Here is a 25785-nt window from a genome sequence, read left to right as displayed (position 1 = left end):
GATCCGTTCGTTGTGCGGGGGAGCGGGTGCTTACTGCTCGGGCGCCTACTGCTTGCGGGACCAGACGGCGGTCGGTGCGTCGTCCGTGATGCGGTCGCCGTCGTGGTTGCCGTCGCGCTTGACGGTCATGACCCGGTACTTCTCCGCGTCGTGGAAGGCCCAGAACCACTGCTTGCCCGCGGAGTTCTCCTTGGTGGGCACGGCGAGGAAGGCGTCGACCCGGGTGACGCCCTCCAGCGCCCGGCCCCAGTTGCCGATCAGGCTGGGGTCCCAGTACCGCTCCGCCTTGTCGGGCAGGTACTGCCCGCTGCGCTTGAGGGAGATCAGCCGGTAGCGCTGGCCGACCTGGGTGGTGAAGAAGACCCAGTAGCCGTACCGGCCGTCACCGGCGGGCTGCATGTCGGGGACGGGCAGGAAGGCGTCCACATGGGCGCCCGGGTCGATCGAGCGCCACCGGCTCATCTCCTGGTCGTCGCCGACCGCCCGGCTGGTCCACGGCTCGGCGCCCGCGAGGGCGATCCGCCGGAAGACCTGCTTTCCGTTGTTGGTGTGGAAGACCCAGTAGCCGTACGTGCCGTCACCGGCCGGCTGTTCGTCGGGGACGGGGAGGATGGTGTCCAGTTGGACGACGCCCTGCAGGGCGGGCCAGGCCGAGTACTTCCCCACGGTCTGCGTGACCAGCCCGGTGTCGTCGTCGACGTCACCGCTGGAGAGCTGGGCCCGCTCGCCCTTGCCGATCTTGATGAGGCGGATGACGCCCTGCTGGAACGTCCAGAAGCGGTCCGTCGTCCCGGGAACCGGAAGGACGGCGTCCACCGGCAGGCTCTGTCCCGGGAGGGGTTCGGGGATCTTCTGCCCCTGCTGGATCTCCTCGGGGAGCTTGGCGTTGGGGTCGCCCAGCGCGAGGCGCTTGAGAGTGCTGATGGCGGGGACGAAGGTGTAGAGGGCGCCGCGGGTGTGGACGAAGGGCTTGAAGTCGAGGGGGACGGTCTGGCGTTCGCCGGACGGCGCGGTGCACTCGTAGCTGACCCTGCCGTCGCTCACCTCCTTGAGCTCGCCGCTGACCATGGGGTCGGGGCCGGGCTCGTGGGGATCGCGCCCCTTCGGGAAGTTGGAGTCGTTGATCCAGCGGACCTGGATGAACTCGAACTGGCCGACCAGGTCCGCCTGGTAGCAGACGAAGGTGAGACCGCGTTTGCCGTCGGGCCCGCAGTCGGGGTTGGCGCTCATCGGGTCGAAGGGCAGCCCGTAGGGGATGCCGCGCCGCATGATCCGGCGGATGTCCATGAACTCCTCGCCGACGAGCTCGGGTCTGCCGGTCTTCTCGTCGTGGTCGATGAGTCCGTCGCGGGGGTTGGTCTTGCGGAGGTGGGAGAAGAGCGGCGTCTTCAGCCCGTCGGGGTCGTCCTTGAAGCCGAAGTCGTTGCGCGCGCCCACTCCCGCTTGGGGCCGGTCCACGGCGTTGCTCAGGGCGACGGGGGTGCCGTCGCGCCAGCGGCCGACGACGCGGGCGGCGAGCCCGTGCCGGGTCATGTCCTTGTCGACGGCCTTGAGGTCCTTGAGCCGCCGGAGCTGGGTGTCGATCTGGGACCACCAGCCGGGGACGTCCTGTTCGAGGCGGCGGATCACCTGGAAGGAGCCCTTGCCCATCCAGGCCGGCATCCTGGCGGTGGCCGCGGTCTCCGGGTCGTGCTTCGGGGCGCCCGGGAGTCCGATGACGAATTCGCCGGCGGGGATCATACGGGTGCCGGGTTTGCCCTTGGCGAAGGGAGTGCCGGGCTCGGGTTCGTCGAAGCCCTCGACGGCGGGCTGGCTGGTGCCGTCGACGAAGCCGAAGTGCTCCTTGCCCTCGGCGTCGCCGTGGAGGTGTTCGCCCTCCTGGGTGTAGAGGTGGGTCAGGTCGTTCTGCTTGGCCTCGCCCAACTGCCGCGCGACCTCGGCGTCCAGGTCGGCCACGTCGTCGGCGGCGACGGTGAGGACGGCGTGGACGCCGGGGTTGAAACCGCCGCCGAACTCCCAGTGCTGGGGGGCGCTGTCGTCGGTGTCGCCGAGCGCGGTCGCCCGGCTCGGGCCGTCGGGGACCAGCCGGCCGTCCGGCCCCTGGATGAACGCGTCCAGGGTGTCGCCGGTCCGGGCCTCCTCGGTCAGCAGTTTCTCGTCGGTGGTGAGGAACTGGAGTCCCTCGTAGGTGAAGCTGAGCCCGAGCCAGGTGGCCTTGAGCGACCGGGGATTGTCGCCGGTGCTGTTGAGCGCGGCGCTGTACTTCGCGTTGAACTCGGCGACCCGCCGGGTCGTGGCGATCTGCGGGGCGAGTCCGCCCACCCAGGCCCGGGCGCCGTCGACGCCGCCGAACTGGAGGAGCAGGAGCCGGACATGGTCCTTCTTGAAGCCGGCGATGATGTCGCCCTGGATCTCGGGGTCCTGGCGCAGGGAGAGGTCGGTGGCCATGGGGGATCCGTTCGTTCGCTGTCGGGGATGGCGGTGAAGCCGTCGGGGACGACGGTGAAGGGGGAAGCCCCGGGCCACGGGACCGTGCGGTCGTCGTCCGGCGCGGTCGCGTGCCCGGGGCGGTCGAAGAGCGCTCGGGGGCTCAGGCGTTCGGCCTCAGCTGGACCCACTTGGCGATGCTGGGCACGCCCGCGTCGTTGAGCAGGAAGAGCATGTAGTAGCCGGGAGGGGCCTCGTTGGCGGAGGCCGGGGTCCGGAGCGTGAGCTGGCCCGCCACGTTCTGGACGATCGGCAGCTCCAGGCGCCGCTGGGTGGTGTCCACGGAGTGCGTGGAGGAGATGGGGGCCATGAGGACGGCCCGCTTCGCCTGGGTCGGGGTGTCGGTGGTGACCTTGAAGGACGAGCCGTAGGCGACCGGGGAGTTGGGCGCGCTGCTCAGACTCGGCCGGGCGCCCTGGTTCAGGTACGGGGGCTCGTAGATCTCGATGCTCCCGTTCATCCCCGAGCGGATGGCCGGGTTGTTGGCCATCTGCTGGAGCTCGTCACCGGTGACCATGATCCGGCCGTCGGGCAGGAGGACGGCATTGGAGTGGTAGCCGCGCGGCAGCCGCTGGGCCGGGCCGACGGTCCACTTGCCGCTCGCGTCCAGCGTCTCCGTGTGGCGCAGCGGCAGCCACTCGTCGGGCACGTTGGGGTTGTGGTCGCCGCCGCCGTAGTCCCGGATGTCCATGGCGCCGTTGACGGTGAGCAGATTGCCGTTGGGCAGGATGACGGTGTCGTCCTGGGTGCGGCCGCGGCTCCTGGCCGGGCCGTCGGTCCACTGGCCGGTCGTGCTGGAGAACTTGTAGGTCTTTCCGCTGTGCGGGTCGCCGCCGAGGATGAGCGCCGTGTCCGGGCCGTTGGCGCCGTTGGGGAGGGGGACCGCGGAACCGTAGTTGCGCAGGCCCCCGTCGGGCCGGTCCGCGAGGGTGGTGCGGGACTCGGTCTCCGGGTCGAACTTCCACTGCTGCTCGGCGTTCCGGCCGAGACCGTACACCTTGCCGTCCCGCATCGAGAACAGATGCGGGTAGTCCCGTTTGTACGGTGCCTGCACGAACTTCCACTTGTCCAGCGCTGCCTGGTCGGGCGCCTGGGACTTGTCGTAGCTCACCGTGGCGTCCCGGGCGGGGAAGCGCTCGATGCTGGTCGCCTTGGCCGGATCGTTCCAACCGCGTTCGTCCTGGCCGGACATGATGAGCTGACGGCCGTCCGCCCCGGTGACCACGGACGGGTACCAGCGGCCGGTCGTCATGTCCCGCTGCCGGTGCCACTCCTTCTTCCACGGGTCGAAGACGAAGGCGAACTTGGCACCGGCCCCGTTGACCCCGCGGCCGAGGTTGCCGCCGAAGACGGCGACCATGCCGTTGGGGAGGTAGGCGTGACCGGCGCAGAAGATGGGCGCGGCCCGTTTGATGCCCGTGCCGTCGTCCATGTCGACGGCGGGTGTCGGGACGGCCGTGAAGGCGTCGGCGCCGTACCCCAGGGCCGGGTTCCAGACGTAGGCGCGGCCGGTGTTCTTCGCGCCGATCTGCTGGGTGGGCGCGGGCTCCTTCGTCGGGTTGCTCTCGAACATCTCGAAGGAGAACAGGAGCACTTCGCCGGTGGGCAGGAGTGCGACATGGTCGCCGAAGTCGGGGGAGGGGAAGTACTCGGTGAACTTCCCCGACTGTGCGGCCTGGTACTGCGCGTTCTCGTCGGCCTGCGAGCTCTTGAGGGCCTCGTAGCTGGTGGTCCGGGTGGACTGCGGATAGTCGTCGTCGGCGAGGGCGGCCGCCGCGAGCCGCCGTCCGGCCAGGGCCTCGGCGCCGGCCCGGCCGAAGGCCGCCACCTCGGCGGGCAGCACCGCGGCCCTCACCCGCGCCTCGGTGATGTGCAGCCCCGGACGTTGGGCCATCGGGGCGGATGTGGCCGCGGGAGGTGCGGTCAGAAGGGTAAGGGTCGACAAAGCGATCACCCCGGCGGCGCCGACGGCCAATGTCGACCTGGGTCTTTTGCGCGTCATGGGACTGACTCCTCGGAAGTGGTCCGTCGGGGCCGCTGAGGGGCCGGACAGGGACGGAGGAACGACAGCGGTGAGTCACCGAGTAGAGCACTTACCGTAGTCATATACGGGTAGGCATGCCGGTAATAGCATGATTATTTGTCGATACGTCGTTACGCTGCGTGTCGCTCCTGAAGGGGCTCGGCCGCCGGTGCTGGAATGACCGGGCCTTTCGCCCGACCGACAGGAGAACCGCATGTTCAGCAGGACCGGACTCGTGATGTCCGTCGTCGCCGGGATCGCCCTCATCGCCGCCACGAGCGGCGGCGGCTCGGCAGCACCCCTCCACACCGGCCGGCCGCCGCACACCATCACCGGCCCCGTCATCGAGGGCGGCGCCGACGGCAAGCCGCATCTGCTGCGTTGCCCGTCCGCGGAGTGGGCCTACGGCGGCGGGTTCACCGTCAGCCCCGGCGCCGGCAGACAGTTCGGCCCGCAGGCCACGGACGTCCTGGAGAGCCACCCCAACGAGAACGGCACCGGCTGGATCGTCGCCGTCCGCAAGGAACACTGGCGCGGCGTACTCGGCCAGTCCGCACCGGCGAACCTCACCCTCCACGCGGTCTGCACGGAAGGGCAGGACGGGCCGCACGGTGGCTGACGGGCAAGGGATGGGGAAAAGCGAAGAGCCCCAGCTGAGCCGGGGCTCTTCCGCGGTGTCCGAGGGGGGACTTGAACTCTCCACTCGGGCACCAGCCTTCTAGCGTCCTGACCGGAAAACTCAGCGGTCAGGTGGGCATGGCGAAGTAGCCCCCGGTGGCGTGTGCTGAGAGCGTCGAGTGTTGTCAGGCGGCTGCCGGGGTGAGGGTGACGTCGTGGCCGAGGGCCTTGAGCTGGCGGACGAGGTCTCGGCTTTTGCGGCCCGGGTCGAGGTTGCGGGTGTGGAAGTCGGCGCCGAGGTCTCGGTAACGGGCGGTCGGGTCGTTCATGAGGTGCCAGACGGACACCAGGATGGAGCGGGCGACGGCGACCAGGGCTTTCATGTGGCCACGGTGTTTGGTGATCCTGCGGTAGCGGGCGCCGAGGAAAGTGTCGGTCCGTGCGGCGGAGATCGCTGCTTCGCCGAGGGCGCCGCGGAGCCAGGGGTTGCCCCTGCCGGTGGGGCCGGAGGTGTTCCTGTTTCCGGACTGCAGGGTGCGTGGGGAGAGTTTCGCCCAGGACACGAGATGGCCGGCGGTGGGGAAGACCGACATGTCCAGGCCGATCTCGGCGAGGATGACCTGCGCGGTGCCGGGGCCGACGCCGGGGATCTCGTCGAGGCGCTCGGTGTCGGTGATCGGCATCAGGGTGCCCTGTCCGGGGCCTTCGTCGTCCTCGGTGGTGGACAGTTCGGTCAGACGCAGGGTGATCCGGGCGGTGAGCTTGTCGATCTGCACGGTGAGGTGGTCGACGGTGTCCAGCAGCATCCGGCACATGAATGCGTGGTGCTCTTCGAACCGGCCGGTCAGGGCCTCGGCCAGGGTGCTGTGGCTGGCCTTGATCGTGCCGTGGGCCAGGTCCGCCAGGGCCTTGGGGCTGCGCTCGCCCGCGATCAGTGCCTCCAGCATCGCGCGTCCGGAGACGCCGAAGATGTCGGCGATCACGGTGGACAGCTTGATCTGGGCGTCCTCGAGGAGTTTCTCGGTGCGCTGCTTGTGGCGGGTGCGCTCGTGCGTCATGACCGCCCGGGCCCGGGTCAGATCGCGCAGTTCACGGACCGGCTTCGGGGGCACGAACGAGGGCCGGAGCATGCCGCGTTCGGTGAGCTTGGCCAGCCAGACCGCGTCCAGGCGGTCGGTCTTGGGCCGGCCCGGGACGTTCTTGACGTCACGGGCGTTGACCAGCCAGCACTCCAGACCACGCGACTCCAGCAGGAAGAAGTACGGCTTCCAATAGGTCGACGTCGCCTCCATCACCACCCGGGTGACGCCCTGGCAGATCAGGTGGTCGGCCAGGTCCAGGATCGCGCCGCTGGTCGCGACGGTGTTGAAGACCCGCTGCACGCGCTTGCCGGGCTTGTCCTCATGCGGCACCCGCACACAGACCATGCCCGACGCCTTGGCGATATCGATCGCCGCGACACGGGCCACGAGCTCCTCGGCCTGCTCGATCTCCTCGACGCCACCGCTGTCGTCGGTGTCCGCCATGCGCCACTCCCCGGTATCGATCCGTACGGGCCGACGCCTGCCCAGGGGGCCGCGGGGGGAGCGAGAATCTGACCGGCGTGCTCGATGGCAACAGTGCGTGGCCCCTCTGCGGCCCCGGCACCAGACTGACCTACGGGCTCAACGTCCCAACGAGCTACCGGCATCGGCGGGCAGGCGCCGCAGCCATGTTTTCACGCCGGCAAGGCGCACCCGAAGGGATCAGGGGGACTGACCTGCGTAAACGTCAGTCTGACCGGACCGCCTGCGCTCTCATCGCACCTGCCCTGACCTGGGTGTTTCGGAGTGATCCTGACCGCTGTTGGTCACGCGTTGGTCACGTGGCCAACCAGCATCGAGGTCGACCCCGGCGTCAGGAATGCGCGTCGAGGCCGACCTCGACGGTCTACCGGCCTGTGCGGAACTTCTCCCCCACTTGGTCGGTCAGCTTGTGCCGTTCCTCCGCGGCCGGCGGCGCGGTCCAGATATGGAGCAGGTGCTGCTCGGTCACGTCGTCGCCGGCCTCCGGGTCGACGAATGCTTTGTGGAGGCCGTTGTCCCGTCCCCGAGCGTGGATGCGGATCCGCCACCAGTGGGGTTCGGCGTCCGGGCCGGGGAGGGTGATGCCGTAGGTCTCGCCATCGGGGAGGTACTTCTCGTAGTCTCCGTCGCCGTCGGGCGAGGTGATGCCCGCGCCCGGGGGTGCGAAACGGGCGCTGATGTCCACGACCTCGTCCCACCCGGTGGTGTCCAGGGGCGGCTCCTGGTCGAAGACCTCGTAGCCGAGGTCCAGATAACCGTCCTGAATGCCGGTGTTCACTGTGACGTAGTCGCCGTCGGCGTTGACCTGGACGAGACCGTTTCCGGGTGTGCCGTCGTCGGGTGTGTCGTCGGCATCGGTCTCGAAGAGGTTGTACTGGTGGTAGGAAGCATGGACGCGCAGCGTGGTGGGCACGGTCAGACGCTTACCCAGTAGGCGTCGCCGTCAAGGACGCGCTGCTTGAGCTCGAAGCTGTTGAGCATGCCGCCCTGCTTGCGATTCTCGCTGAGGGGGACCCAGGTGATACCGCGGCTGGCGGCGGGCAGTGCGGTGCCACCTTCGCGGGTGGAGGCGAAGGGGTACTCGTCGCAGGAAGGGCCGGCGGATCCGGGCGGAGCGGACTTGCCGCCGCACACGGCCTTGCGGTTGGCGTCTTCCTTCTTCTTGTCGTCGAGCATGTGGAGCGGGTGGCCGGAGCCGGGCTTGCCGTAGTGGCCGCCGCGGGCCTGGATGGTGCGGATGCCCTGGGAGATGTTCGGCAGGCTGGCCATATCGGTCAGGGTAGGGGTGAACTTGGGTATGACGCAGCCGGGGGCCTGGCGAGGTTTGGTCTTTCCGGGCTTCTTGGCGAACATGTCGTCGCACCGGTAGGCGAGCGTGGTGTAGGTGACGGTGGCGGGGGTGAAGCCAGGCTTGGTGAAGGTGTAGGTGAAACGATTCGCCGTGTTGTGGATCTTGAATGCCTTCACGTTGTCGGTGTAGTCGACGCTGCCGGTCTTCGCGGAGCCGAGGGTGTGGCTCTTGAGGTGGTTGTCGGCGGAGCAGGAGCCGCCGCAGGAGACGTTCAGACCCATGCGGATGCCGCGGGCCTGGGGCGTCAACTGCGCCTTGCTGATGCCGATGGTCTCCTTCCACTTGCGGTTCTTGACCTGGAGCTGCATCTCGTGCTTGGCGGTGAACTTGGCGGTACCGACCGGCTTCTTGTTCACCAGGAGGGTGACGGTGATGTTCATCTCCTGGCACAGGTCGGTGCGGCTGTACCAGTTACAGCCGGCCGTCAGCGCCGCTCCGCCGGCACGCAGCGGGGCCTGAACCTGGGTGACGCTGATGGTCGCTTCCGAGGACTTGGCCTGCGCGGTGCCGGCGAGCACCGACGCGGTAAGTGCCAGGGCAGAAGCCCCGGCAGCAACAATGCTGTTGACCTTCAACTTGCCTACCTTTCAACGAGGTTGGCACTCCTGTCCGTGTGGACCGCGTCAGCCTCGCACGCCTCCCGCAGGTCCCTCTAAGGGATTTTTGGACTTCCGACCGGATCCGGCCATGAGTGATCTGCGTTCGCGTCGATGCGCCCTCGAATAGGCGAAGCAGGCCAGGGGTAGGCACCCAACCCTCGGTCTTTCCGCCCTCGTTGAGGAAGCGCGAGGACCAGCGACTCCTCTGCTACGCCTCTGGCGTGAAACCTACAGTCGCACCGTCGAACAAGCGGCTCCCCGGAACGACCAATGCAGACAAAGCTTCTACGGCCGACATCAGGGGGCGCTACGCTCTGACGAGCGTCACTTCAGGCATGCAGCCTTCCAGTCGCCGATTCCCCGGGTTCGGTTACGCCGGGGGTGAAGTGCAAGTCTCCCTGGAAGGTGATGCCATGAATCGACGCGCGAAGGAGTGGTTGCGCCGCGCCCTCGACGGGATCGAGCGCCGCCACCGGGCCCTGACCCTGCTCATCTCGGCCGCCAGTCTGGCAGCGGCCTGGCTGGGGAGGTAAGGCTGGCCCCGGTGTGATTCTCAGACACACCGGGGCCAGCCAGCCCTTGGGTTGCCCAACAGCGGCTCTTCGCGTTCGGGCAAAAGCTGATCGCGAGAACCGCCCTTCGCGCACCTTGCTCCCGGAGCCCGCGCGACGCGAGCTGTAGTATTTAGCTTACGGATGTGGGCATCCCCACGGGTCCAGTTTCAGAAGTTCTAAGAACTATTGGAAAAGTTCTCAGAACCCTTCCTTCCTTGCACTGCTCAACGACAGCATTGAGCCGTGTTCCTTGCTGGTTGCGGACCCGACACAAAAGGAACAACCAGCGCATCAGGCTCGCTGCCGCCACATGCATGCTCGGCGATGGGCACGGGACGCCGGATGTGATCGAGCTGTCTACGCCGCTGGGAGCCTGGCCCACATGGGGGCTGCACTATGCCGCGTCCCAGCTGAACGAAAGCCACTGAACTGGAGTGGGTGTTGTCGACGGCATGGGGTCAGGCGGGTATGCATGTCGCACCCCGTGTAGATCCAGGTGCGGCTCTCGCATCAAGATGTACGAGTGACGAGGAGTGAAGCGGGTCTGCTGGCGTTGCTGCGTGACCTTGATGACCCGGAGTGGCTGGAGTGGCCGCGGGACTACAACCGCAGCCAGACGACCGCCCTGTTCGACGGCCTGGTGGCACGGCTCGACCGCGACTTCACAGCTCACTGCGTCGCCGAGTGGGACACCCAGGACTCCAGCGAGTACGGACGTGTCGTCGTGCCCGCGGAAGCAACCGTGTGCGGGACTCGGATCGTGATCTGCGTGAGCAAATTCGGGTCCCTCGCCCTGGTCTGCGCAGAGAATCCCGGAGCCTTCCTCGGCACAGAGGACGCCCAGGCTGAGGGCGAGTTGGATGTCGCCGACCTCGCCAGGGCCCGTCGGGCCTTGGTCGACCTCGGGTATGCGGTGCTTCCTGAAGAGCTGCTGGAGGGCGACTACGACGGGCCCAGCCAGCTGCCCGCACACGTCCAGCGGCCCAGTTGGTGGCATCGCTTCTTCGGCACCTTCTGATGATTACCCCGAGGGCCAAACTGGTCCCGGCGAGGCAACCATCGATCACGTACGGACGGTACTGGATCTGCTTGAGCCGACGCTTGGCCGCTCGGGTGACCCCACCGAGGTCATCAAGATTCTCCTGGAAGCGGAGATCACAGGATGTCGTCCCGCCGGCCTTGCCATGAACGGCGCCCCCGCACTCAGGACGGCAGTTCGGCTCCGGCTGCTGGGCCGGCCTGGCGGAACTCGTCGAGCAGGCGGAAGAACGTGTCCAGCGGCGGATCGTCAGGAAGGTACCGCTCGATCGCACTGGCCCAGCCCAGAGCCATCGGCAAGTGATACGTCCGGCGCAGCCACGACGCGAACGGCCCGTCGGAGGGATGAAAAGCGAACTCCTCGTCCACTCCATGGACCTGAAGGGCGACGAAGTAGCCGAACAGCATCGTGCTCAGCTCCTCCAAGGAGCCGCCACGAACCTACACCCCGGGCCGCAACCGCACCTGTTCCACGAACTCGAAGGCGTCCTGCCACTCGGCTATCGGCCGGGGCCGCAGTTCCCGATCATCTGACACCCGGCCACCCTACGCAGCACACTCCCACGGCGACAGCCGCAGGCCAGCAACCCCAGCACTGAGCTGTACAGGCGACGGAAAGTCATGCCGGGCAAGGAGACCAGCTGTCCGCCAGCAAGGTCCTGAGAGATGACCGCCCACCCGGACGGGCCGATGCCCGCGGACAGACGAAGCCCCGCTCGGTGCGCACCGGGCGGGGCTCATTGAGCTTGGATCAGCGGAGGTCTAGTGCTCTGACCGGGAACGTTCGCCGGGTTGTGACAGGCGGTGCAGGGTTCACGGAAATTCGTTTCGAGCTTTGCCCTGGTGCCTCTACTGTGGCGCGGTGATGACTCAGGTGATCGTTGTCAACGGTGGTTCCAGCTCGGGGAAATCCGGGATCGTTCGGTGTCTGCAGGCAGTCCTGCCGGATCCATGGCTGGCCCTCGGGATAGACACACTGGTCGAGGCGATGCCGGCGTCCATGCAGGAGTCGGATGGCGGGATCGAGGTCGCTCCGGACGGAGAGGTGATCGTCGGTCCTGAATTCCGAACGCTGGAAGCGGCATGGATCGAGGGGGTCGCCGCGATGGCCCGTGCGGGCGCCCGGGTCATCGTCGATGAAGTCTTCCTCGGCGGAGCGTCCTCACAGCAGCGATGGCAGAAAGTCCTGGGTGAACTGCGGGTGCTGTGGGTCGGCGTCAGGTGTGACACGGCGGTGGCCGCAGGCCGTGAGGTCGCACGAGGTGATCGGACCATCGGGATGGCCGCGTCCCAGGCGGAAGCGGTTCATCAGGGCGTGACCTATGACCTGGAGGTGGACACCACACATGCGGAGGCGATGGAGTGTGCACGGACCATCGCCGCACATGTCAAGTGATCGACGGCCCGGCTGCCTGCCGCTGTGACCGCAGCGCCGGGGCGATTCAGGCGGCGGAGGTGAGGGGGCGTCCGCCCCAGCAGATACCCTTCTCGCTGCGGATGCGGGCGCGTTCCCAGCGCTGGGCGGCGAGCACGTCAGGGTGGCGGGCGTTGGCGTTGCGCCAGCGTAGGTAGGCGTGCAGGGCCCGGGTCTGCATGGGGTGACTGCGGTGGTTGGAGTTGGCCAGGATGAACTGCCTCAGCGGTCCGAAGTGCGCCTCGATCGAGTTCGCCCACGAGGCGTAGGTCGGGGTGAAGCACAGCTCGACCTACTCTTCTTCGCCCAGCGACGGATGTCGGCGCCTTTGTGGGCCGACAGGTTGTCCAGGATCACGTAGACCGGGGCGCCGCCGGGCCGGGCGGCGCGGATCGACGTCAGCGCGGCAAGAGTGTTGGCGGTGCCTTTGCGGCGGCGGTTGACGCCCCACACCCCGGCGCACGATCTGCTGCAGCTTCTGCCCCTCCTGGCCGGTCAGTCTGCGCACCCGCACAGGCTCAGCCACCACACCTCCAGCGGTCGGAACGGACGTCACCGCCCATCCAACCGCCACGACCACCAACCCGGCGAACCTTTGCGGTCACAGCACTAGCGGGTCCTGGGCGTTCTCGGGGGACGGTTCATCATCGGCGTGCGGGACGCAGTTGGGGCAGGAGACTCGGCGGTAGTCGGCACCGCTCGCCCGCAGAACCCAGATGACCTCCTCGGGGCGGCCGCAGTGGCCGCACAGTTCGACGCTCATGCGCTCACCGCCAGGGCAGGAAACGGCGCTCCGGGAAAGCCGTAGTCATCATCGAACCCGTCCAATGCCTTCTCCACGGCACGGCGCCGCGCGGCCTGCCTGCGTCGCTCTTCAACCTGTTCTTCCTCCCACACTTCCAGGTGTCGGCGGACGAGCGGCCCTTCGCACCCGCGGTCCCCCGAGCTCTCTGACGGTCTGGGCCGCGACGCCGAAGGCGACGTTGAAGCGCTCCGTCGAAAAGGGTGGGTCTTGGCCCGGGAAGTCGGCGGCCGGCTCACCGTGATCGGGCTTTCCCTCATGGCCACCCTGGCAGTGAGAAACCTCCGCTTCGGGCGGAGGGGTCCCAGCGAAGCGTGAAGCCCCGGCAGCGGTGGAGCCCCGGCCGTAGCCGGGGCTCCAGGCATGAGGGGCCGGTGGCTTACAGCTCTGCCTGAGCGATGCCCCGGTGGTCCACCCATGCCTGAGCCGCTTCCGCCATGGCCCCGCGCCATGCCTCATCGGGATACCGCTCGGCGATAGCACGGTTCATGCGCGTAGTGGCGACGGCGAATACGTCGATCGCCTTCGGGTCTGCGTTCGCCCATGCGGTGCACTTGGCGGCCCAGGACTCAGCGGACTCGGGGCTGTGGCCGGCGGAGATCAACTGAACGACGAGACAGGCCGGGTCGATGAAGCCGGGCCCGCGGGTCGGCCATGACCAGTCGATGATCCACGAGCCCACTCCTCCTACCCCTGCTGTCAGGTTGGACGGGTTGATGTCGGTGTGCAGCAGGGCGTCACCACGGAGGAGCGCCAACTCGTCTGCGCTGCTCACGTAGGCGTCCCATCGCTCTTCCGTCCAGTCCCGTGCGACGTCGGGCAGCCCCAGGTTCGCGGCCCGGTTGAGGAGGTCAACGGCGAGGGGGAGATCCGGGGAGCCCGGCTCGAAGTTGAGGCCGCGCTCCTCGATGGCCTCGAAACCGAGGATGATCCATCCGGCGTCGTCTTCGTCAACGGTCCACAGCAGGGCGGGCGAGAGGGGCTGTACGTAGGGGTTGATCGCCTGTTCCCGGAGGATGGAGTCTTTCCTCCCCCCAGGATGGTTGAACATCGATTTGACGAAGAACCGCCCCTTCTCGCTGTCGATGACTGCGGCGAAGTCGGACCCGAACCCCCGCTTCGGAACCCGGACATGGGTGACCTTGCCGGTGTACGGGAAGATCAGGTGCCTGAAGTGGCCATCGGGCAGGTCATCCATGGCCGGGTCTCCTCGGTTACGTCAGTTCCTGGGCGGGCATTCGGTGCCCGGTGCCCCCGGCTGGCACGATCCGTTCGGGCTGCACCTCGGGTCACACGGGTTCTTCGGGACGCAGTCAGGGCCACATGGCTTCTGCCCTTGGCCGTCGTTGTCCTTGTCCTTCTTCCCCCAGTCGGCCCGAAGGATCTCAAGGGCCTCAGCCAGAGTAGGGCCGTCCAGGATAGAGCTCAGCGAGTCCTCGTGGACGTTGCCGACACCCATCCAGGTGGAGAAGACGCACGGGGAGACTGTCCCGGTCGGGCCGATCGAGGCCCTGCCCTCACCACAACCGCCGCACAGGTTGGCGGTGTCCGGCTCCTGGCCGCCGCGCGCCCGCCCGAACTCTCGGATGCGATCGACCCCGATCTGCTTGACGCCGATCGCCTCCAGGTCGGCCTTCGTCGCCGCGATGATCTGCTCGTCGTCTCCGACGATGCCGGCTCGGATCGCAACGCCGAGTTCGATTGCCTTGATGATGTTGGCGCGGGTCCGGGGGTGACTCGGACGGCGGGTAACTTCGTTGTGCTCCGCAGCCTTGTTCGAGTAATACGACGTGGCCAGGGACATCCCCTCGCGCTGGAGCAGCGTCCACCACTCGTCCGTCACGTGAACCAAGTTGCTGTAGACCTCAACGCTCATCTTGAGCGCCAGGGCACGGTCCGCGAACTCGATCGCGTGCGGGTGCATGGTCGGCTCTCCGCCGATGAAGGTGACGTGCTCGATGCCCGCCTCGGCGGCCTGCTCCAAGAGCGTGAGCCAGTCTTCCCGGGTCATCGTGCCGTGGTCGCCCTCAGGCCCCGACGCGTTGTAGCAGTGCGTACAGTTGAGCTGGCACTTCCGCGTGAGGTCCATCCACAGGAACTGAGTGGTGGTCCGCTCGGCGGGTGATGCGGTCGTCATGCCCGTGCCCTTTCACTCGTTGAAGTGGGTCAGGTGCACTTACTGACCCGCGTCACCGAGGACCAACGTCACCCGGTGACGCGGAGCTTGGGGCCCTTCAGGCTTGCCGTGCAGCCGGACGGGCGTTTCCCTGCCTCCCGCTCTCGTAACAGGGCACAACCCTGGAAGTACGGGAGGCAGGGGTCTAGGAGCGGGCGGTCCTAGCCGGTCGGGTAGACCTCACCGTCCAGCGTGATCAACACGTTCGGTGGCTCGGGCACGGAGATATCGGCCGCCCGTACCGGGATCGGGGTGAGCCCGTGCCCGTGCACCAGGTGATCGGCCAGTTTCACCCGCAGGTACTCGACCCGAAGCGTGAGGCGGTGGAAGGCGGCGACAACTGTCTCTTCGGCCAGATCCCGGCACTTCCCGCACCGGGCAACAAGCCGGGGAAACGGTACGAGCCTCACGTCGTCTCCTCCACGCTACCGATGCACCGTGACCGTGTCGTGCACCGCAGGCTGCACGGTCGAGTGCGAGGTGTCGGGGGGACTGGTGGCTTCGACCACAGCCCAGCCCAGGACGATGAGCAGCACCGCGATCACCACGACGAATCCCACGAGGACCGCAAACGCGAACCTGGTACCACTGAACGATCAGTTGGGGCGATCGATCTTCCCCCACATGCCTTCCTGCACGCCTTGATCACATGCTGGCTCTGGCAGGGGCGGCGCAGGATCCGGCTTGAGGAGCGCGCGCTCCAGGAGGCCGTCCATGCGGTCGTCCTCGCTCATTCCTCCTCCCGCGGGTGCTCAGCAAGGCAGTGCTCGGCCTGGACCCGGTGCACCATCTCCACGAGATCGTGATGCCCCTCGACCGATGCCATGAAGTGAAGACTGATGTTGAGTTGGCAATCGAGGCAATCACCCTGGAAGAGGTGCCGCCCCTCCCACGAGGCGACGGTCTTCTTCGCCCTCGCCAGCGGGGTCCGCAGCACGAGCCGGGGCCGAGGCCAGGGCGGCCAGCGGCGTAAAACCCGCCCGGCCGGCCTCATCGTCGCCTCCCGCGGCTATCGGACGACGGGACCTTACGGACGACCGACACCGTCTCCACCGGCGCCATCCGCTCAACGCCGCCCCGCTCGGGACGGATGAAGGCCATGTCCTCGTAGCGTCGTCGCTCCCAGGACGGGGCGTACGGGTCCTCCCAATCGCGCATCACGGCCTGGAGGATCCCCTCGTGGCCGGTGCTGGTCCGGACCCACTGCCCGATGTCGCTTTCGGAGACCGTCACTTGGTCCTCCATTGGCCGGCGGCCTGCATCTCCGCCTTGGAGGCCCACGTCAACTCGTCGGAGCCGCACACCCATACGTCGGTCCCGTCGGAGATGCGGAACTGACCGTTCTTGTGCTCGACCACCTTGCCGATCTTCTTGGTCGCCTTGACCTTCACCCACGAACCGGTCCGGAAGGTCATCGCACGACCCCGGACGGCGGCTCACCGATGAACTTCGCGAACGCCGGCAGGGAGTGAAGCCACTTCTGGAGGCTCTCCTTGCCCTTCGGGTAGAACGCGATCTCGTCCTCGCACCGGGCCACGAGACCGGTCACATCCCGATCCTGGAGCAGGCGCTCGGCCTTCGGCCAGGAGTGCCGGCTGGCCCGGCTGCTCGTCATGTCGCCGAAGTCGAAGAACTCGGCGTACACGCCCCAGCCTTCGGCCTCGGCGTGGTCGCGAAGGCGGCTCAACACCACGTGCGGCTTGCCGTCGTCGTGGATGAGCGCGTAGGCGACAACGAGCGTCTGCTCCGGGTACCCACTGGACGCGTTCGCGATGTTGCGACGACGCGCGAGATCGGTCAACTGTCTCGCCTTCCCCTCCTATTGGCTGTGCCGAGACACGCTAGGAGGGGGCGAACGCCTTGTCGCGAGCACTTCGGGTATCCAGAGATCCGAAGTGCTCGGAGTGATCGTTTACAGGGGCAGACGGACCGCAGAGGCTAGATCGCGCATCTCTAGTGTCAACGTGCGCCGTTCTGCGATCACCCGTTCGAGGATGTCGCGTGCGTACTGCTGGTTCGGCAACCACTCGGGTGCACGTTGGCTGATGTTGCACAGCTCTTCCATGCACGAGCCGTACTCGTTGGATTGCGCATACGCATTGGCGACGTCCAGTCGATGCCTGTTCCAGTCGCTCGACGTCAGCTTGACCTTGAACCGGGAGCTTTGCACTTTCCTGCGCTTGGCGATCTGCCCGCCGAGTCGCAGTACGGCAGCGTGTTGCCCGGCGAGCCCCGCATTCTCCGCGGTCTTCATCATGACGGTGAGGGGGCCGAAGGTTGAGTTGCTGAGCTGCGGCGGGAACCTCCACTCATGTCCCAGCGCCTCAGCCGCAGCACGGGCGTACCTCATGGCGTCCTCGGCTTCCCCGAGACGGTTATCCCGGACGGCGGCGCCGGAGAGCCGTACCAGCATGATCCCCCATAGGGCGAGTTCAGCCGGCGTAGCCCGGGTCATACGCACTGGTTCGGCGTCATCGGCCCATTGAGTGGCCAACTCGCGGGCCTTCGCGAGCTGCCCCTGACGCAGGAGCAACCAGCACATGTAGTCGATGGTCACCGCGGCCTGAAGCCTGTCGGAGACCTCGTCCAACGACCGCGTGAGCGCATCCTCCGCCGCCTTGAACTGACGGTTGTGGATCAGCAGCCAACCGACACGTTGGAGCAGCCGCACCCGGAGTTCTCGACCCTCTGAACCGAGGACATCAGCGTCTCGGAGCAGCGCAGGAAGGACAGCCGCAAGGTCCTGGTACCTGTCATCCACGACCAACGGTGTCAGGGCGTCCAACGCCTCGGACACGCCCTCTACGGTCGGTGGATCATCGGGAGCGTCCAAGAGCGCAGAGGGCGTGTTGAGCGTCTTCTTGATGCCCTCCCAAGGCTCCGTCGGCTCCTCATCTTCCTCGCTTCGGCTACCAACCAGATCCATGGTCGGCATACGCAGTGCCGTCGCAAATTTTCGCCAGGTCTCCATCCGGGCGCCTTCTTGTTCCCCCCTCTCCAGCCGACGCAGCACGGACACAGACACGCCTGACGCCTCGGCCAGCTCCGTTTGCGTCAGCCCTCGTAGCTTCCTCGCCATCCTGATTCGTTCGCCAGCGCTCGTCATAGCACGAGCGTACGCGCCTTAGCCATAGCTCGCCGAGGGGTGAATTAACCGCGCTCTTCGGTGGGTTGACGACCTGTGCTAGACCTCGAAGACGAGCTTCTCGAACCCCGCGGGCACCGAGCCTTCGTCGCCCTCCACCACCAGGTAGACCAAGAGGTCCGGGTCGTCGTCCGACCCGTACCCGACCGAGGCCATCCACTCCTCGACCTCGGGCCGCTCGATCAGGCCCGGGACGACAGGGCACTCGGGGGCGACGCATCGGTGGCTGCCCCCACTGAAATCCGCCCTCGCCGAGCTGCTCTTCCCGGGCTTCCAGCAGCTCCTTCGGACTCGCGTACAGCCGGGGCCGGCCGGGCCGAGGGGCAGGTACGGGCACTCACGGAAGGACGGAGCGCGGAAGCTCGCCGCCTCCGGGGCGGGCCGGATCGGCCTGTCCGCCCTGGTCCAAGGGCATGATCGCTGGGCCGTTGGTCACGTGGTTGGTCACGCCACTGCCCAGGAAACAGAAAAACCCCAGATGAACTGGGGTCTCTGCTGGTGTCCGAGGGGGGACTTGAACCCCCACGCCCGATAAAGGGCACTAGCACCTCAAGCTAGCGCGTCTGCCATTCCGCCACCCGGACCAGGTGTTTGCCTCTGCGGTGTTTCCCGCGGCGACATGGAAAACAATACCAGGCTTTCGAGGGTGCTCGATCACCCCACCGGTCCACCCGGCCCCGGCCCGACCAGCGGTTCTTTCAGGAGTGTGACGGCGGGATTGCGGCCTTGGTGGTGGGTGCGACGGGTAGCAGGATGGCGGTGGGCCCGTCCCGGGCCCGCGAGGAAGCCAGAGGAGGCAGTGTGAGCGCGGAACACACATCGGGCACGTCGGGCGCCGAGAACGAGGTCGTGGATCTCTGCCGGGACCTGATCCGCATCGACACCAGCAACTACGGCGACCACTCCGGGCCCGGTGAGCGCGCCGCCGCCGAGTACGTGGCCGAGAAGCTGGCCGAGGTGGGGATCGAACCGCAGATCTTCGAGTCCCATCCGGGGAGGGCCTCGGTCGTCGCCCGGATCGAGGGCGAGGACCGCTCGCGGCCCGGGCTGCTCATCCATGGGCACACCGACGTCGTACCGGCCGACGCGGCCGACTGGACCCACCACCCCTTCGCGGGCGAGGTCGTCGACGGGTGCGTATGGGGGCGCGGGGCCGTCGACATGAAGGACATGGACGCGATGACCCTCGCGGTCGTCCGCGACCGGATGCGGACGGGGCGGAAGCCGCCGCGGGACGTCGTCCTCGCCTTCCTCGCGGACGAGGAGGCCGGCGGCACCTGGGGCGCCCGCCACCTGGTGGACAAGCACCCCGGGCTGTTCGAGGGCGTCACCGAGGCGATCGGCGAGGTCGGCGGCTTCTCGTTCACGGTCAACGAGGACCTGCGGCTCTATCTGATCGAGACCGCCGAGAAGGGCATGCACTGGATGCGGCTCACCGTGGAGGGCACGGCCGGCCACGGCTCGATGACCAACACGGACAACGCGATCACCGAACTGTGCGAGGCGGTCGCCCGGTTGGGGCGGCACGAGTTCCCGGTGCGGGTCACCAAGACCGTACGCTCGTTCCTCGACGAGCTGTCCGACGCGCTGGGCACCCCGCTGGACCCCGAGGACATGGAGGCGACCCTCGCCAAGCTCGGCGGCATCGCCAAGATGATCGGCACCACGCTGCGCAACAGCGCCGCCCCGACCATGCTCGGCGCCGGCTACAAGGTCAACGTCATCCCGGGGCAGGCCACCGCGCACGTCGACGGCCGCTTCCTGCCGGGGTACGAGGAGGAGTTCCTCGCCGACCTCGACCGCATCCTGGGCCCCCGGGTCAAGCGCGAGGACGTGCACGCGGACAAGGCCGTGGAGACCGGCTTCGACGGGGACCTCGTCACGGCCATGCAGACCGCGCTGCGGGCCGAGGACCCCATCGCGCGGGCCGTGCCGTACATGCTCTCCGGCGGCACCGACGCCAAGTCCTTCGCCGACCTCGGCATCCGCTGCTTCGGCTTCGCCCCGCTCAAGCTGCCCCCCGAGCTCGACTTCGCGGGCATGTTCCACGGGGTGGACGAGCGGGTGCCGGTCGACGGTCTGACCTTCGGGGCGCGGGTGCTCGACCGGTTCCTGGACGAGTGCTGATCGACGATCATCGAGGACCGTCGAAGACCTGAATAGGTGTCAGATTGGCGGGAGTTGGCGTTCCTTAGCCGGAAAGAGTGAACAGTCCCACGGTTACGTAGCCCTATTACCTTCCTCTCGTTACAGGGTGTGCGGTCCGCGGCTGGGACCGCATTCCAACAAGGAGGAACTCCAATGCTCAAGAAGGTCGTCGCCACTGCGGCTGCCACCGGTGGTCTCGTGCTCGCGGGCGCGGGGCTGGCCGCCGCCAGCGGGGGCGCTCAGGGAGCTGCTGTGAACAGCCCCGGCGTCGTTTCGGGCAATGTCATCCAGGTTCCGGTCAAGGTGCCGGTCGACGTGTGTGGCAACACGATCAACGTCGTCGGCCTGCTCAACCCCGCGATCGGCAACACCTGCATCAACAAGTGATGTTGCCCCTCGCCGGGTGAGGGTATGGACAAACCGGGCGGCTCCGGGAGTGCGCACCACGCGCCCCGGGGCCGCCGGGCTTTCGACCCGGACTCCGCGTGCGGGCTCGGCGCCCGCACGCGTTCCGTATGGCAAGAAGCAGCAGAGGGGCAAAGCAATGCGACAGGTCGCAAAAAAGGGCCTGCTTTCCGCGGCGGCGGCGAGCAGCGTGCTCGCAGCCGCGGGTGGCTACGCGTTCGCGGACTCGGGCGCCCAGGGTGCCGCCGCGCACTCCCCGGGCGTCGCGTCCGGCAACACCGTCCAGGCGCCGGTGCACGTGCCGGTCAACGTCTGCGGCAACACCGTGAACGTCGTGGGGCTGCTCAACCCCGCGACCGGCAACACCTGCGCGAACGGCGGCCACGGCCACCACGCGCACGGCGGGCACACCGGTCACGGTGAGCACGGGCAGGGGCGTCACGAAGGCGGCGCCCAGGCCGACGGCGCGGCGGCGAACTCGCCCGGCGTCGTCTCGGGCAACGTCATCCAGGCGCCGGTGCACGTGCCGGTCAACGCCTGCGGCAACTCGGTGGACGTCGTCGGCCTGGGCAACCCGGCCACCGGCAACACCTGTGTCAACGGCGGTGAGCACCGCCCGCAGCACCACCCGCAGGGGCACGACGACCACTGCACGCCGGGCCACCCCGGTACGCCGGCTCACCACGAGCCCGCGCACCACAACCCGCCGACCGGGCACCCCGGGCCCAAGCCGGCCGAGCACCCGCCGGTCGGGCACGACAGCCCGCCCGCCGAGCACTCGGTGCACAAGCCCGCCCAGCCCGGTCACCACGCCGTCACCCCGGCCACCCCGGTGGTGAAGGGCTGGCACCGGCCCGCCGAGCACCCGGTCGCGGCCCCGGCCTCGACCCCGTTCGAGGAGAAGGCCACCGAGCTCGCGCACACCGGCGCGGGTCAGCTGGGCATGGCCGGCGCGGCGAGCGCGGCCCTGCTGGCCGGCGGCACCATGCTCTACCGCCGGGCGCGCGCCGGGCAGCAGGGCTGATCCCCGGGCAGCACGGGTAGTACAGCGGCAAGCGGAGCGGGCCCCAGGCGCCGGGGCCCGCTTCCCCGTGTTTTCCGCCGGCCGGTCGGTGCCGTTATCCGGCCCGTGCGGTCACCAGGTGGCCTTCAGCTGACGGATGATCCGGCGCCGCAGCCGCACTCTTCGGCTGCCGTCGGGGTTGAGGCGGAGTCGGTCCAACTCCCAGTGCCCGTACTCGGCGTGGTCGGTCAGGAGGCGGGTCGCCGCACCCCGGGACACCCCGCGCGGCACATACACATCACAGAATTCGTATTCCGGCATCGCATCTATTGTGCGGGAACAGGCCCGGTACGGATAGCGTCTGCACTATGTCTGATGCTGCGCAGCCAACCGCTGCCGAGGTACGGGCCGCCGCCGAGGCGGTCAAAGCCGCTCTGGACCGCCACCTCGACGCCGTCGAACGCCGATCGGGAGAGGACGACCCGGCCGTCTACGCCGCGTTCAACGAACTGGCCGCGGCAGCCGAGGCGTACGACGAGCTGCTGTACGACGCCTACGACGAGGTCACTCCGTTCGAGATCCCCGGGGACGACAGCCTGCCCGCCTATGCGGGGCCCGAAGAACCCAGTGCGCTGAGCGTGCTGATCCGCCGGGACTACGCGGTCGTCGAGCCGCAGCGGCTGCTCTCCCAGGCCCAGCGCGTGGCCGACCTCGACCCCGACGCCCCCGATCCGTCGCTGGGTTCGAACCGGCCCGGGCCCGGAGGTGCCGCGGGCAGTGTGCACGCGGCGCTGGGGGTGCTCTTCGGCGAGTACGAACCGGATGAAATCGCCTCCCGGCACAAGGAGTTCGGCCTGGAGGAGGGCGACTCCACGCTGTGGGTGGCCGCGGCCGACGACCTCGCCGAGCCGGGGGAGTGGCTGTCCGCCCCGTTCGACCAGGCCGATCCGCAGCGGGTGGTGTGCCGGTTCGACGTCAGCGCCGTCTTCGACGAGGAGCTCGACGGGCTCGACGACATGGACGACGGCGACGATGTGGACGACGTGGACCTGGACGTCGACGACGGGGAGGCCGGGGCCGGGGGCGCCGCCGCGGACACCGGCGGCGCACCGGCGCGTTGACCCCCGCGGGGCTCACCCGGCGGGCTGCGCCTGTGCCTTGAGCAGGGACGCCAGCCGGGTGCTCCGCTCCTTCCCCGGGAGCTCGGCCACGGCCCGGGCGAGGGCCTGGCCCGCGCCGTGCACCACGGACAGATGGCGCTCGCCGCGGCCGAACGCGGTATGGACCCAGGGCCGGTCGAGGGCCCCGGCCGCGTCGCCCGGCAGCACCACGACGGCGGCCGGCCAGCGCGTCCCGGCCGCCTGATGGGCCGTCACGGCCCAGCCGTGGCGCACCTCGTCGGCGGTGCGGGACGGCGGGACGGTGACGGGGGTGCCCGAGCAGTCCAGGCGCAGCCCCTCGGCGTCGGCCGAGACGACCGTGCCGGGGACGATCCGGCCCGGCGCGGGGACGTGGACGATCCGGTCCCCGGGGTCGAAGCCGCCGAAGCGGCCCGGGCCGGGGTTGAGCCGCTGCTTGAGCGCGGCGTTGAGGGCGCGGGTGCCCGCGGCGCCGCCGTGGCCCGGGGTGATCACCTGGATGCCCTCCGGGGGCACGCCGAAGGCGCGCGGCACCGAGTCGGCGACGAGCTGCACCGTGCGGTGCACCGCCTCGCCCGCGTCCCGCACCGGCGTGATCACGACCTCCTTGCCCGGGGCGTCGGGCTGGGTCAGCTCCCCGATCCCGATGCCGGAGACCAGCTCGCCGATCGGGCCCGGGTCCGGGGTCCGGGAGACGACCACCGGGCAGGGGCGGGCCGCCAGGACGTCCGCGAACACCCGTCCGGGGCCCGCCGGTCCGAGCACTCCCGGGTCGCCGCTCAGCACCAGTCGGGTGCCGTCCGCCAGCATCTCGACCAGCATCGCGGCGGCCTCGACGTCGAGCCGGGGCGCGTCCAGGACGACGAGGACGTCGAGCGCGAGCGTCCCCTCGGCGTCCCGCTCCGGGCCCTCCTGGCCGGAGAGCAGACCGGCCACGGCGACCGCCCCCTCGTCGCCCGCCGCCGCCAGGCGCCGGCGGCCGTCCTCGGTGAACGCGGCGGCGGCCGCCCGCAGGCCCAGGGCGCGGGCCGCCGCGACGACCGCGGCGGGCTCGGCCCGGGCGGCCTCGCCGCCGCTGTGCGCGACCAGGCCGGAGACGGCCACCGCGCGGATCAGCTCGGCGGCCGACGGGGAGGGGGCCGCGGCGGCGGCCGACTCCCAGTCGAGATCCTCCTGCTGCTCCTGCGCGGGGAGGGTGCCGAGCAGGCGGCCCAGACCGTCGGCGAGGCTCTCCTCGGCCATCGCGTACCGGTCGAGGCCGAGCAGCAGCCGGACGGGCACCTCCTCGTCGTCCTCGGCCGGCTCGCGGAGGGGCTCCTGGAACGCCAGCACCGCGCCCTCCGCGACAGCGGCCTGCACGGCCTCCTCCGGGGCGGGCACGGAGCGCCGGGCGAGCTCCTCGCCCAGCGCCGTGGACTCCAGCACGGTGTGCCCGGCCAGGGCGGCCCGCTCCAGCAGCCAGGCGACCAGGGCGCGGGCCCGCCGCTCGTCCCCGGGCCCGCACGCGGAGCCCAGCAGCGCCCGGGCGAACCCGTCGGCCTGCTCCGGGCGCACGTCCTTGACGCCCAGCAGCAGCCAGGGGTCCTCGCGCAGCTCCGCCGCGGCCTGCTCGCCGAGCGCGGCGACGGCCGCCGCCGCGAGCGGCTCCGGCGCCCCGCCGGCGGCCAGCACCTGCCGCACCCCGGCCAGGACGTCCTCGTCCACCACGGGCTCCACCGCCCGCTCCGCCATCGGCTGCGGCCGGCTCTCCCGCACCACGGGCTTCCGCGGCGCGGGCCGGGGCCGCTTCGGCTCGGTGAAGAACGAGTCCGCGGAGCGCTCCCCGCTCTCGACGGCCCGCACGGCGGCGGCGAGCGCCTCGGCGACGGGGGAGCGCTTGCCGCTCGCGGGGGGCGCGGTGTCGCTGTGCGCGCCCTCCGCGGCGCCGCCCGCCGGGCGCTCGACGGGCGCCTCCGGCGCGGCGGCCCCGGCGTCCGCCGAAGTGCCGGCGGGGCCCGGGGCGTTGACCGCGCCCACTCCGTCGGCTCTGCCCGTCGGGGACGCGGACGCCGCCGGGGCGGCGGACTCGTCCCTCTCGGCGGGATGCCCGTCCGGCCGCCCCGCCGTCGGTGCTCCGTCCCCGGCGGCGGGGACCTGCGGCGCCGGAACGTCCGCCGTATCCGCAGCCGCGTCCACCGTATCCGCGGCCTCCACGGCCGCCCCCGCTTCCGCCACCACGCCGTCCTCCGTCGACGCGGGTGCGGCCTCGCCCTCGAGGCGGTCCGTGTTCACAGCTCGCTCCAGTCCTGATCGGGATAGTGGTGCACCGGGGCCGACACATCGTCGAGCGCCCGGCAGATCTCGTCCGGAAGACTAAGGCTCTCCACTGACAACGCCGCCCTGAGCTGGTCCGCGGTGCGGGCGCCGACGATCGGGGCCGTCACGCCGGGGCGGTCGCGGACCCAGGCGAGGGCGACCGTCAGGGGCGTCGCGGCGAGGCCGTCGGCCGCCGTGGCGACGGCGTCCACGACGCGGCGCGCGGGCTCCGTCAGATACGGCGCGACGAACGCCGAGAGCCGCTCCGAGGCGGCGCGGGAGCCCGGCGGGGTGCCGCGGCGGTACTTGCCGGTGAGCACGCCCCGGCCCAGCGGCGAGGAGGGCAGGAGGCCGACGCCCAGGTCGAGCGCGGCGGGCAGCACCTCGCGCTCGATGCCGCGCTGAAGCAGCGAGTACTCCATCTGCGTCGTGGCCAGCCGCACCCGCGCCCCCGGCGCGGCCAGCTGCCAGGTGGCGGCCTTCGCGAGCTGCCAGCCGGAGAACGAGCAGACGCCGGCGTAGCGGACCCGGCCGCTGGCGACGGCCAGGTCGACCGCCTGGAGCGTCTCCTCCAGCGGTGTGGCGTGGTCGAAGGCGTGGACCTGCCAGAGGTCGACGTGGTCGGTGCCGAGCCGGGCCAGGGAGGCGTCGAGCGCGGCGAGCAGGTGGCCGCGCGAGCCGTCGGCGCGGTGGGCGGGGTCCAGGACGCTGCCCGCCTTGGTGGAGATCACCAGGTCGCGGCGCGGGACGACGGTGCCGAGGAGCCGGCCGAGCAGGTACTCGGAGCCGCCGTCCGCGTACACGTCGGCGGTGTCGACGAGCGTCCCGCCGGCCTCGTGGAAGACCTTGAGCTGCTCGGCGGCCTCCTGCTCGTCGGTGTCCCGGGCCCAGGTGAGGGTGCCGAGCCCGATCCGGGACACCCGCAGGCCCGTGCGGCCCGCATGCCTTAGCTCCATGACGGGTGAGACTACTGGCCCCCGGCGGCCGGGCGAGGGGCGGCGGACCGGTGACGTGGTGCAGGTC

The 25785-nt window shown here is 69.5% G+C and carries 26 protein-coding genes, 1 tRNA gene and 1 pseudogene; 7 read left to right on the top strand and 21 right to left on the bottom strand.

All coding sequences use genetic code 11. The features are described 5' to 3' along the window. Window positions 1-45: 45 nt before the first annotated feature. Both AB8735_RS09335 and AB8735_RS09330 read right to left on the bottom strand, forming a co-directional pair. A complete protein-coding gene (locus tag AB8735_RS09335; protein WP_372406599.1) occupies window positions 46-2448 on the bottom strand; it encodes a Dyp-type peroxidase in 2403 nt (800 codons plus the stop codon). Between the two features lie 142 nt (window positions 2449-2590). Then, on the bottom strand, window positions 2591-4381 hold the full coding sequence (locus AB8735_RS09330; protein WP_372406597.1) for a galactose oxidase-like domain-containing protein: 1791 nt from the start codon (window positions 4379-4381) through the stop codon (window positions 2591-2593). Window positions 4382-4724: 343 nt separating this feature from the next. Between AB8735_RS09330 and AB8735_RS09325 the strand changes: the two genes are divergently transcribed. Continuing rightward, window positions 4725-5129, top strand: a complete 405-nt coding sequence (locus tag AB8735_RS09325; protein WP_344032020.1) for a hypothetical protein — start codon at window positions 4725-4727, stop codon at window positions 5127-5129. A gap of 184 nt (window positions 5130-5313) precedes the next feature. On the opposite strand, the gene AB8735_RS09320 is transcribed toward AB8735_RS09325, so the two are convergent. The 3 genes from AB8735_RS09320 to AB8735_RS09310 form a co-directional block, all read right to left on the bottom strand. After that, entirely contained in the window at window positions 5314-6654 is a 1341-nt protein-coding gene (locus AB8735_RS09320; RefSeq protein ID WP_372406596.1) for an IS110 family transposase, read from the bottom strand. A gap of 403 nt (window positions 6655-7057) precedes the next feature. After that, on the bottom strand, window positions 7058-7606 hold the full coding sequence (locus AB8735_RS09315; RefSeq protein WP_372406594.1) for a hypothetical protein: 549 nt from the start codon (window positions 7604-7606) through the stop codon (window positions 7058-7060). Between the two features lie 2 nt (window positions 7607-7608). Further along, complete coding sequence (locus AB8735_RS09310) at window positions 7609-8619, bottom strand: NucA/NucB deoxyribonuclease domain-containing protein (RefSeq protein ID WP_372406593.1); 1011 nt, start codon at window positions 8617-8619, stop codon at window positions 7609-7611. A gap of 1101 nt (window positions 8620-9720) precedes the next feature. On the opposite strand from AB8735_RS09310, the gene AB8735_RS09305 reads away from it, so the two are divergent. Next, window positions 9721-10215, top strand: a complete 495-nt coding sequence (locus AB8735_RS09305) for a hypothetical protein (protein WP_372406591.1) — start codon at window positions 9721-9723, stop codon at window positions 10213-10215. 185 nt (window positions 10216-10400) lie between these two features. Here AB8735_RS09305 and AB8735_RS09300 read toward each other — a convergent pair whose 3' ends face one another. Further along, on the bottom strand, window positions 10401-10643 hold the full coding sequence (locus tag AB8735_RS09300) for a hypothetical protein (protein WP_372406590.1): 243 nt from the start codon (window positions 10641-10643) through the stop codon (window positions 10401-10403). 457 nt (window positions 10644-11100) lie between these two features. Between AB8735_RS09300 and cpt the strand changes: the two genes are divergently transcribed. Further along, window positions 11101-11631 carry a chloramphenicol phosphotransferase CPT gene (cpt, locus tag AB8735_RS09295; protein WP_372411802.1) on the top strand — a complete coding sequence of 177 codons (531 nt, stop codon included), beginning with the start codon at window positions 11101-11103 and terminating at the stop codon, window positions 11629-11631. Between the two features lie 46 nt (window positions 11632-11677). Here cpt and AB8735_RS09290 read toward each other — a convergent pair. From AB8735_RS09290 to AB8735_RS09235, 12 genes and pseudogenes are all read right to left on the bottom strand, one after another. Beyond that, window positions 11678-12102, bottom strand: a pseudogene (locus AB8735_RS09290) (transposase); the annotation flags it as partial. 148 nt (window positions 12103-12250) lie between these two features. Beyond that, window positions 12251-12412: a hypothetical protein gene (locus tag AB8735_RS09285; RefSeq protein ID WP_372406589.1), complete on the bottom strand. Its 162-nt coding sequence runs from the start codon at window positions 12410-12412 to the stop codon at window positions 12251-12253. A gap of 418 nt (window positions 12413-12830) precedes the next feature. After that, window positions 12831-13649 carry a protein kinase gene (locus AB8735_RS09280; protein WP_372406588.1) on the bottom strand — a complete coding sequence of 273 codons (819 nt, stop codon included), beginning with the start codon at window positions 13647-13649 and terminating at the stop codon, window positions 12831-12833. Window positions 13650-13670: 21 nt separating this feature from the next. Continuing rightward, window positions 13671-14588 carry a radical SAM/SPASM domain-containing protein gene (locus tag AB8735_RS09275; protein WP_372406587.1) on the bottom strand — a complete coding sequence of 306 codons (918 nt, stop codon included), beginning with the start codon at window positions 14586-14588 and terminating at the stop codon, window positions 13671-13673. 200 nt (window positions 14589-14788) lie between these two features. Then, a complete protein-coding gene (locus AB8735_RS09270; RefSeq protein ID WP_372406586.1) occupies window positions 14789-15037 on the bottom strand; it encodes a hypothetical protein in 249 nt (82 codons plus the stop codon). Between the two features lie 15 nt (window positions 15038-15052). Further along, complete coding sequence (locus AB8735_RS09265) at window positions 15053-15175, bottom strand: hypothetical protein (protein WP_372406585.1); 123 nt, start codon at window positions 15173-15175, stop codon at window positions 15053-15055. A 48-nt stretch (window positions 15176-15223) separates the two neighbouring features. Next, complete coding sequence (locus AB8735_RS09260) at window positions 15224-15361, bottom strand: hypothetical protein (protein WP_372406584.1); 138 nt, start codon at window positions 15359-15361, stop codon at window positions 15224-15226. A gap of 256 nt (window positions 15362-15617) precedes the next feature. Next, window positions 15618-15860, bottom strand: a complete 243-nt coding sequence (locus tag AB8735_RS09255; RefSeq protein WP_372406582.1) for a hypothetical protein — start codon at window positions 15858-15860, stop codon at window positions 15618-15620. Continuing rightward, complete coding sequence (locus AB8735_RS09250) at window positions 15857-16042, bottom strand: hypothetical protein (protein WP_372406580.1); 186 nt, start codon at window positions 16040-16042, stop codon at window positions 15857-15859. Before AB8735_RS09250 ends, AB8735_RS09255 begins: the two co-directional genes overlap by 4 nt. Then, on the bottom strand, window positions 16039-16428 hold the full coding sequence (locus AB8735_RS09245; protein ID WP_372406579.1) for a hypothetical protein: 390 nt from the start codon (window positions 16426-16428) through the stop codon (window positions 16039-16041). Before AB8735_RS09245 ends, AB8735_RS09250 begins: the two co-directional genes overlap by 4 nt. 111 nt (window positions 16429-16539) lie before the next feature. Then, window positions 16540-17733, bottom strand: a complete 1194-nt coding sequence (locus tag AB8735_RS09240) for a helix-turn-helix domain-containing protein (protein ID WP_372406578.1) — start codon at window positions 17731-17733, stop codon at window positions 16540-16542. Between the two features lie 535 nt (window positions 17734-18268). Next, a tRNA-Leu gene (locus tag AB8735_RS09235) sits at window positions 18269-18356 on the bottom strand. 217 nt (window positions 18357-18573) lie between these two features. Between AB8735_RS09235 and AB8735_RS09230 the strand changes: the two genes are divergently transcribed. The 3 genes from AB8735_RS09230 (at window position 18574) to AB8735_RS09220 (ending at window position 21349) form a co-directional block, all read left to right on the top strand. Further along, entirely contained in the window at window positions 18574-19899 is a 1326-nt protein-coding gene (locus AB8735_RS09230; protein WP_344032006.1) for a M20/M25/M40 family metallo-hydrolase, read from the top strand. A 174-nt stretch (window positions 19900-20073) separates the two neighbouring features. Next, window positions 20074-20307 (top strand): chaplin, encoded by a 234-nt coding sequence (locus AB8735_RS09225; protein ID WP_372406576.1) that lies wholly within the window; start codon window positions 20074-20076, stop codon window positions 20305-20307. Between the two features lie 157 nt (window positions 20308-20464). Next, window positions 20465-21349, top strand: a complete 885-nt coding sequence (locus AB8735_RS09220) for a chaplin (protein WP_372406574.1) — start codon at window positions 20465-20467, stop codon at window positions 21347-21349. Between the two features lie 111 nt (window positions 21350-21460). On the opposite strand, the gene AB8735_RS09215 is transcribed toward AB8735_RS09220, so the two are convergent. Next, window positions 21461-21649, bottom strand: coding sequence for a DUF5703 family protein (locus AB8735_RS09215; protein ID WP_344032000.1), 189 nt, complete (start codon window positions 21647-21649; stop codon window positions 21461-21463). 47 nt (window positions 21650-21696) lie between these two features. Here AB8735_RS09215 and AB8735_RS09210 point away from each other — a divergent pair, with 47 nt between their 5' ends. Continuing rightward, window positions 21697-22449, top strand: a complete 753-nt coding sequence (locus AB8735_RS09210; protein WP_372406573.1) for a hypothetical protein — start codon at window positions 21697-21699, stop codon at window positions 22447-22449. Between the two features lie 12 nt (window positions 22450-22461). Here AB8735_RS09210 and AB8735_RS09205 read toward each other — a convergent pair whose 3' ends face one another. Both AB8735_RS09205 and AB8735_RS09200 read right to left on the bottom strand, forming a co-directional pair. Continuing rightward, window positions 22462-24738, bottom strand: coding sequence for a helix-hairpin-helix domain-containing protein (locus tag AB8735_RS09205; protein ID WP_372406571.1), 2277 nt, complete (start codon window positions 24736-24738; stop codon window positions 22462-22464). Next, a complete protein-coding gene (locus AB8735_RS09200) occupies window positions 24735-25718 on the bottom strand; it encodes an aldo/keto reductase (RefSeq protein WP_344024963.1) in 984 nt (327 codons plus the stop codon). The genes AB8735_RS09205 and AB8735_RS09200 overlap by 4 nt, the downstream gene beginning before the upstream one ends. Window positions 25719-25785: the final 67 nt, after the last annotated feature.

Source organism: Streptomyces luteireticuli, assembly GCF_041519305.1.
In the GTDB taxonomy this organism is placed as follows: Bacteria; Actinomycetota; Actinomycetes; order Streptomycetales; family Streptomycetaceae; genus Streptomyces; species Streptomyces luteireticuli.
Note: the sequence above shows the minus strand (reverse complement) of the source record. Positions and strands in the feature narration are given on the sequence as shown.

What these genes read in the sequence shown, in the direction of transcription:
- AB8735_RS09320 (WP_372406596.1), bottom strand. Translation starts at nt 6,654, where the DNA reads ATGGCGGACACCGACGACAGCGGTGGCGTCGAGGAGATCGAGCAGGCC.
- AB8735_RS09330 (WP_372406597.1), bottom strand. Translation starts at nt 4,381, where the DNA reads ATGGCCCAACGTCCGGGGCTGCACATCACCGAGGCGCGGGTGAGGGCC.
- AB8735_RS09300 (WP_372406590.1), bottom strand. Translation starts at nt 10,643, where the DNA reads ATGCTGTTCGGCTACTTCGTCGCCCTTCAGGTCCATGGAGTGGACGAG.
- AB8735_RS09220 (WP_372406574.1), top strand. Translation starts at nt 20,465, where the DNA reads ATGCGACAGGTCGCAAAAAAGGGCCTGCTTTCCGCGGCGGCGGCGAGC.
- cpt (WP_372411802.1), top strand. Translation starts at nt 11,101, where the DNA reads ATGACTCAGGTGATCGTTGTCAACGGTGGTTCCAGCTCGGGGAAATCC.
- AB8735_RS09200 (WP_344024963.1), bottom strand. Translation starts at nt 25,718, where the DNA reads ATGGAGCTAAGGCATGCGGGCCGCACGGGCCTGCGGGTGTCCCGGATC.
- AB8735_RS09285 (WP_372406589.1), bottom strand. Translation starts at nt 12,412, where the DNA reads ATGAGCGTCGAACTGTGCGGCCACTGCGGCCGCCCCGAGGAGGTCATC.
- AB8735_RS09260 (WP_372406584.1), bottom strand. Translation starts at nt 15,361, where the DNA reads ATGAGCGAGGACGACCGCATGGACGGCCTCCTGGAGCGCGCGCTCCTC.
- AB8735_RS09250 (WP_372406580.1), bottom strand. Translation starts at nt 16,042, where the DNA reads ATGACCTTCCGGACCGGTTCGTGGGTGAAGGTCAAGGCGACCAAGAAG.
- AB8735_RS09325 (WP_344032020.1), top strand. Translation starts at nt 4,725, where the DNA reads ATGTTCAGCAGGACCGGACTCGTGATGTCCGTCGTCGCCGGGATCGCC.
- AB8735_RS09240 (WP_372406578.1), bottom strand. Translation starts at nt 17,733, where the DNA reads ATGACGAGCGCTGGCGAACGAATCAGGATGGCGAGGAAGCTACGAGGG.
- AB8735_RS09335 (WP_372406599.1), bottom strand. Translation starts at nt 2,448, where the DNA reads ATGGCCACCGACCTCTCCCTGCGCCAGGACCCCGAGATCCAGGGCGAC.
- AB8735_RS09215 (WP_344032000.1), bottom strand. Translation starts at nt 21,649, where the DNA reads ATGCCGGAATACGAATTCTGTGATGTGTATGTGCCGCGCGGGGTGTCC.
- AB8735_RS09225 (WP_372406576.1), top strand. Translation starts at nt 20,074, where the DNA reads ATGCTCAAGAAGGTCGTCGCCACTGCGGCTGCCACCGGTGGTCTCGTG.
- AB8735_RS09280 (WP_372406588.1), bottom strand. Translation starts at nt 13,649, where the DNA reads ATGGATGACCTGCCCGATGGCCACTTCAGGCACCTGATCTTCCCGTAC.
- AB8735_RS09210 (WP_372406573.1), top strand. Translation starts at nt 21,697, where the DNA reads ATGTCTGATGCTGCGCAGCCAACCGCTGCCGAGGTACGGGCCGCCGCC.
- AB8735_RS09275 (WP_372406587.1), bottom strand. Translation starts at nt 14,588, where the DNA reads ATGACGACCGCATCACCCGCCGAGCGGACCACCACTCAGTTCCTGTGG.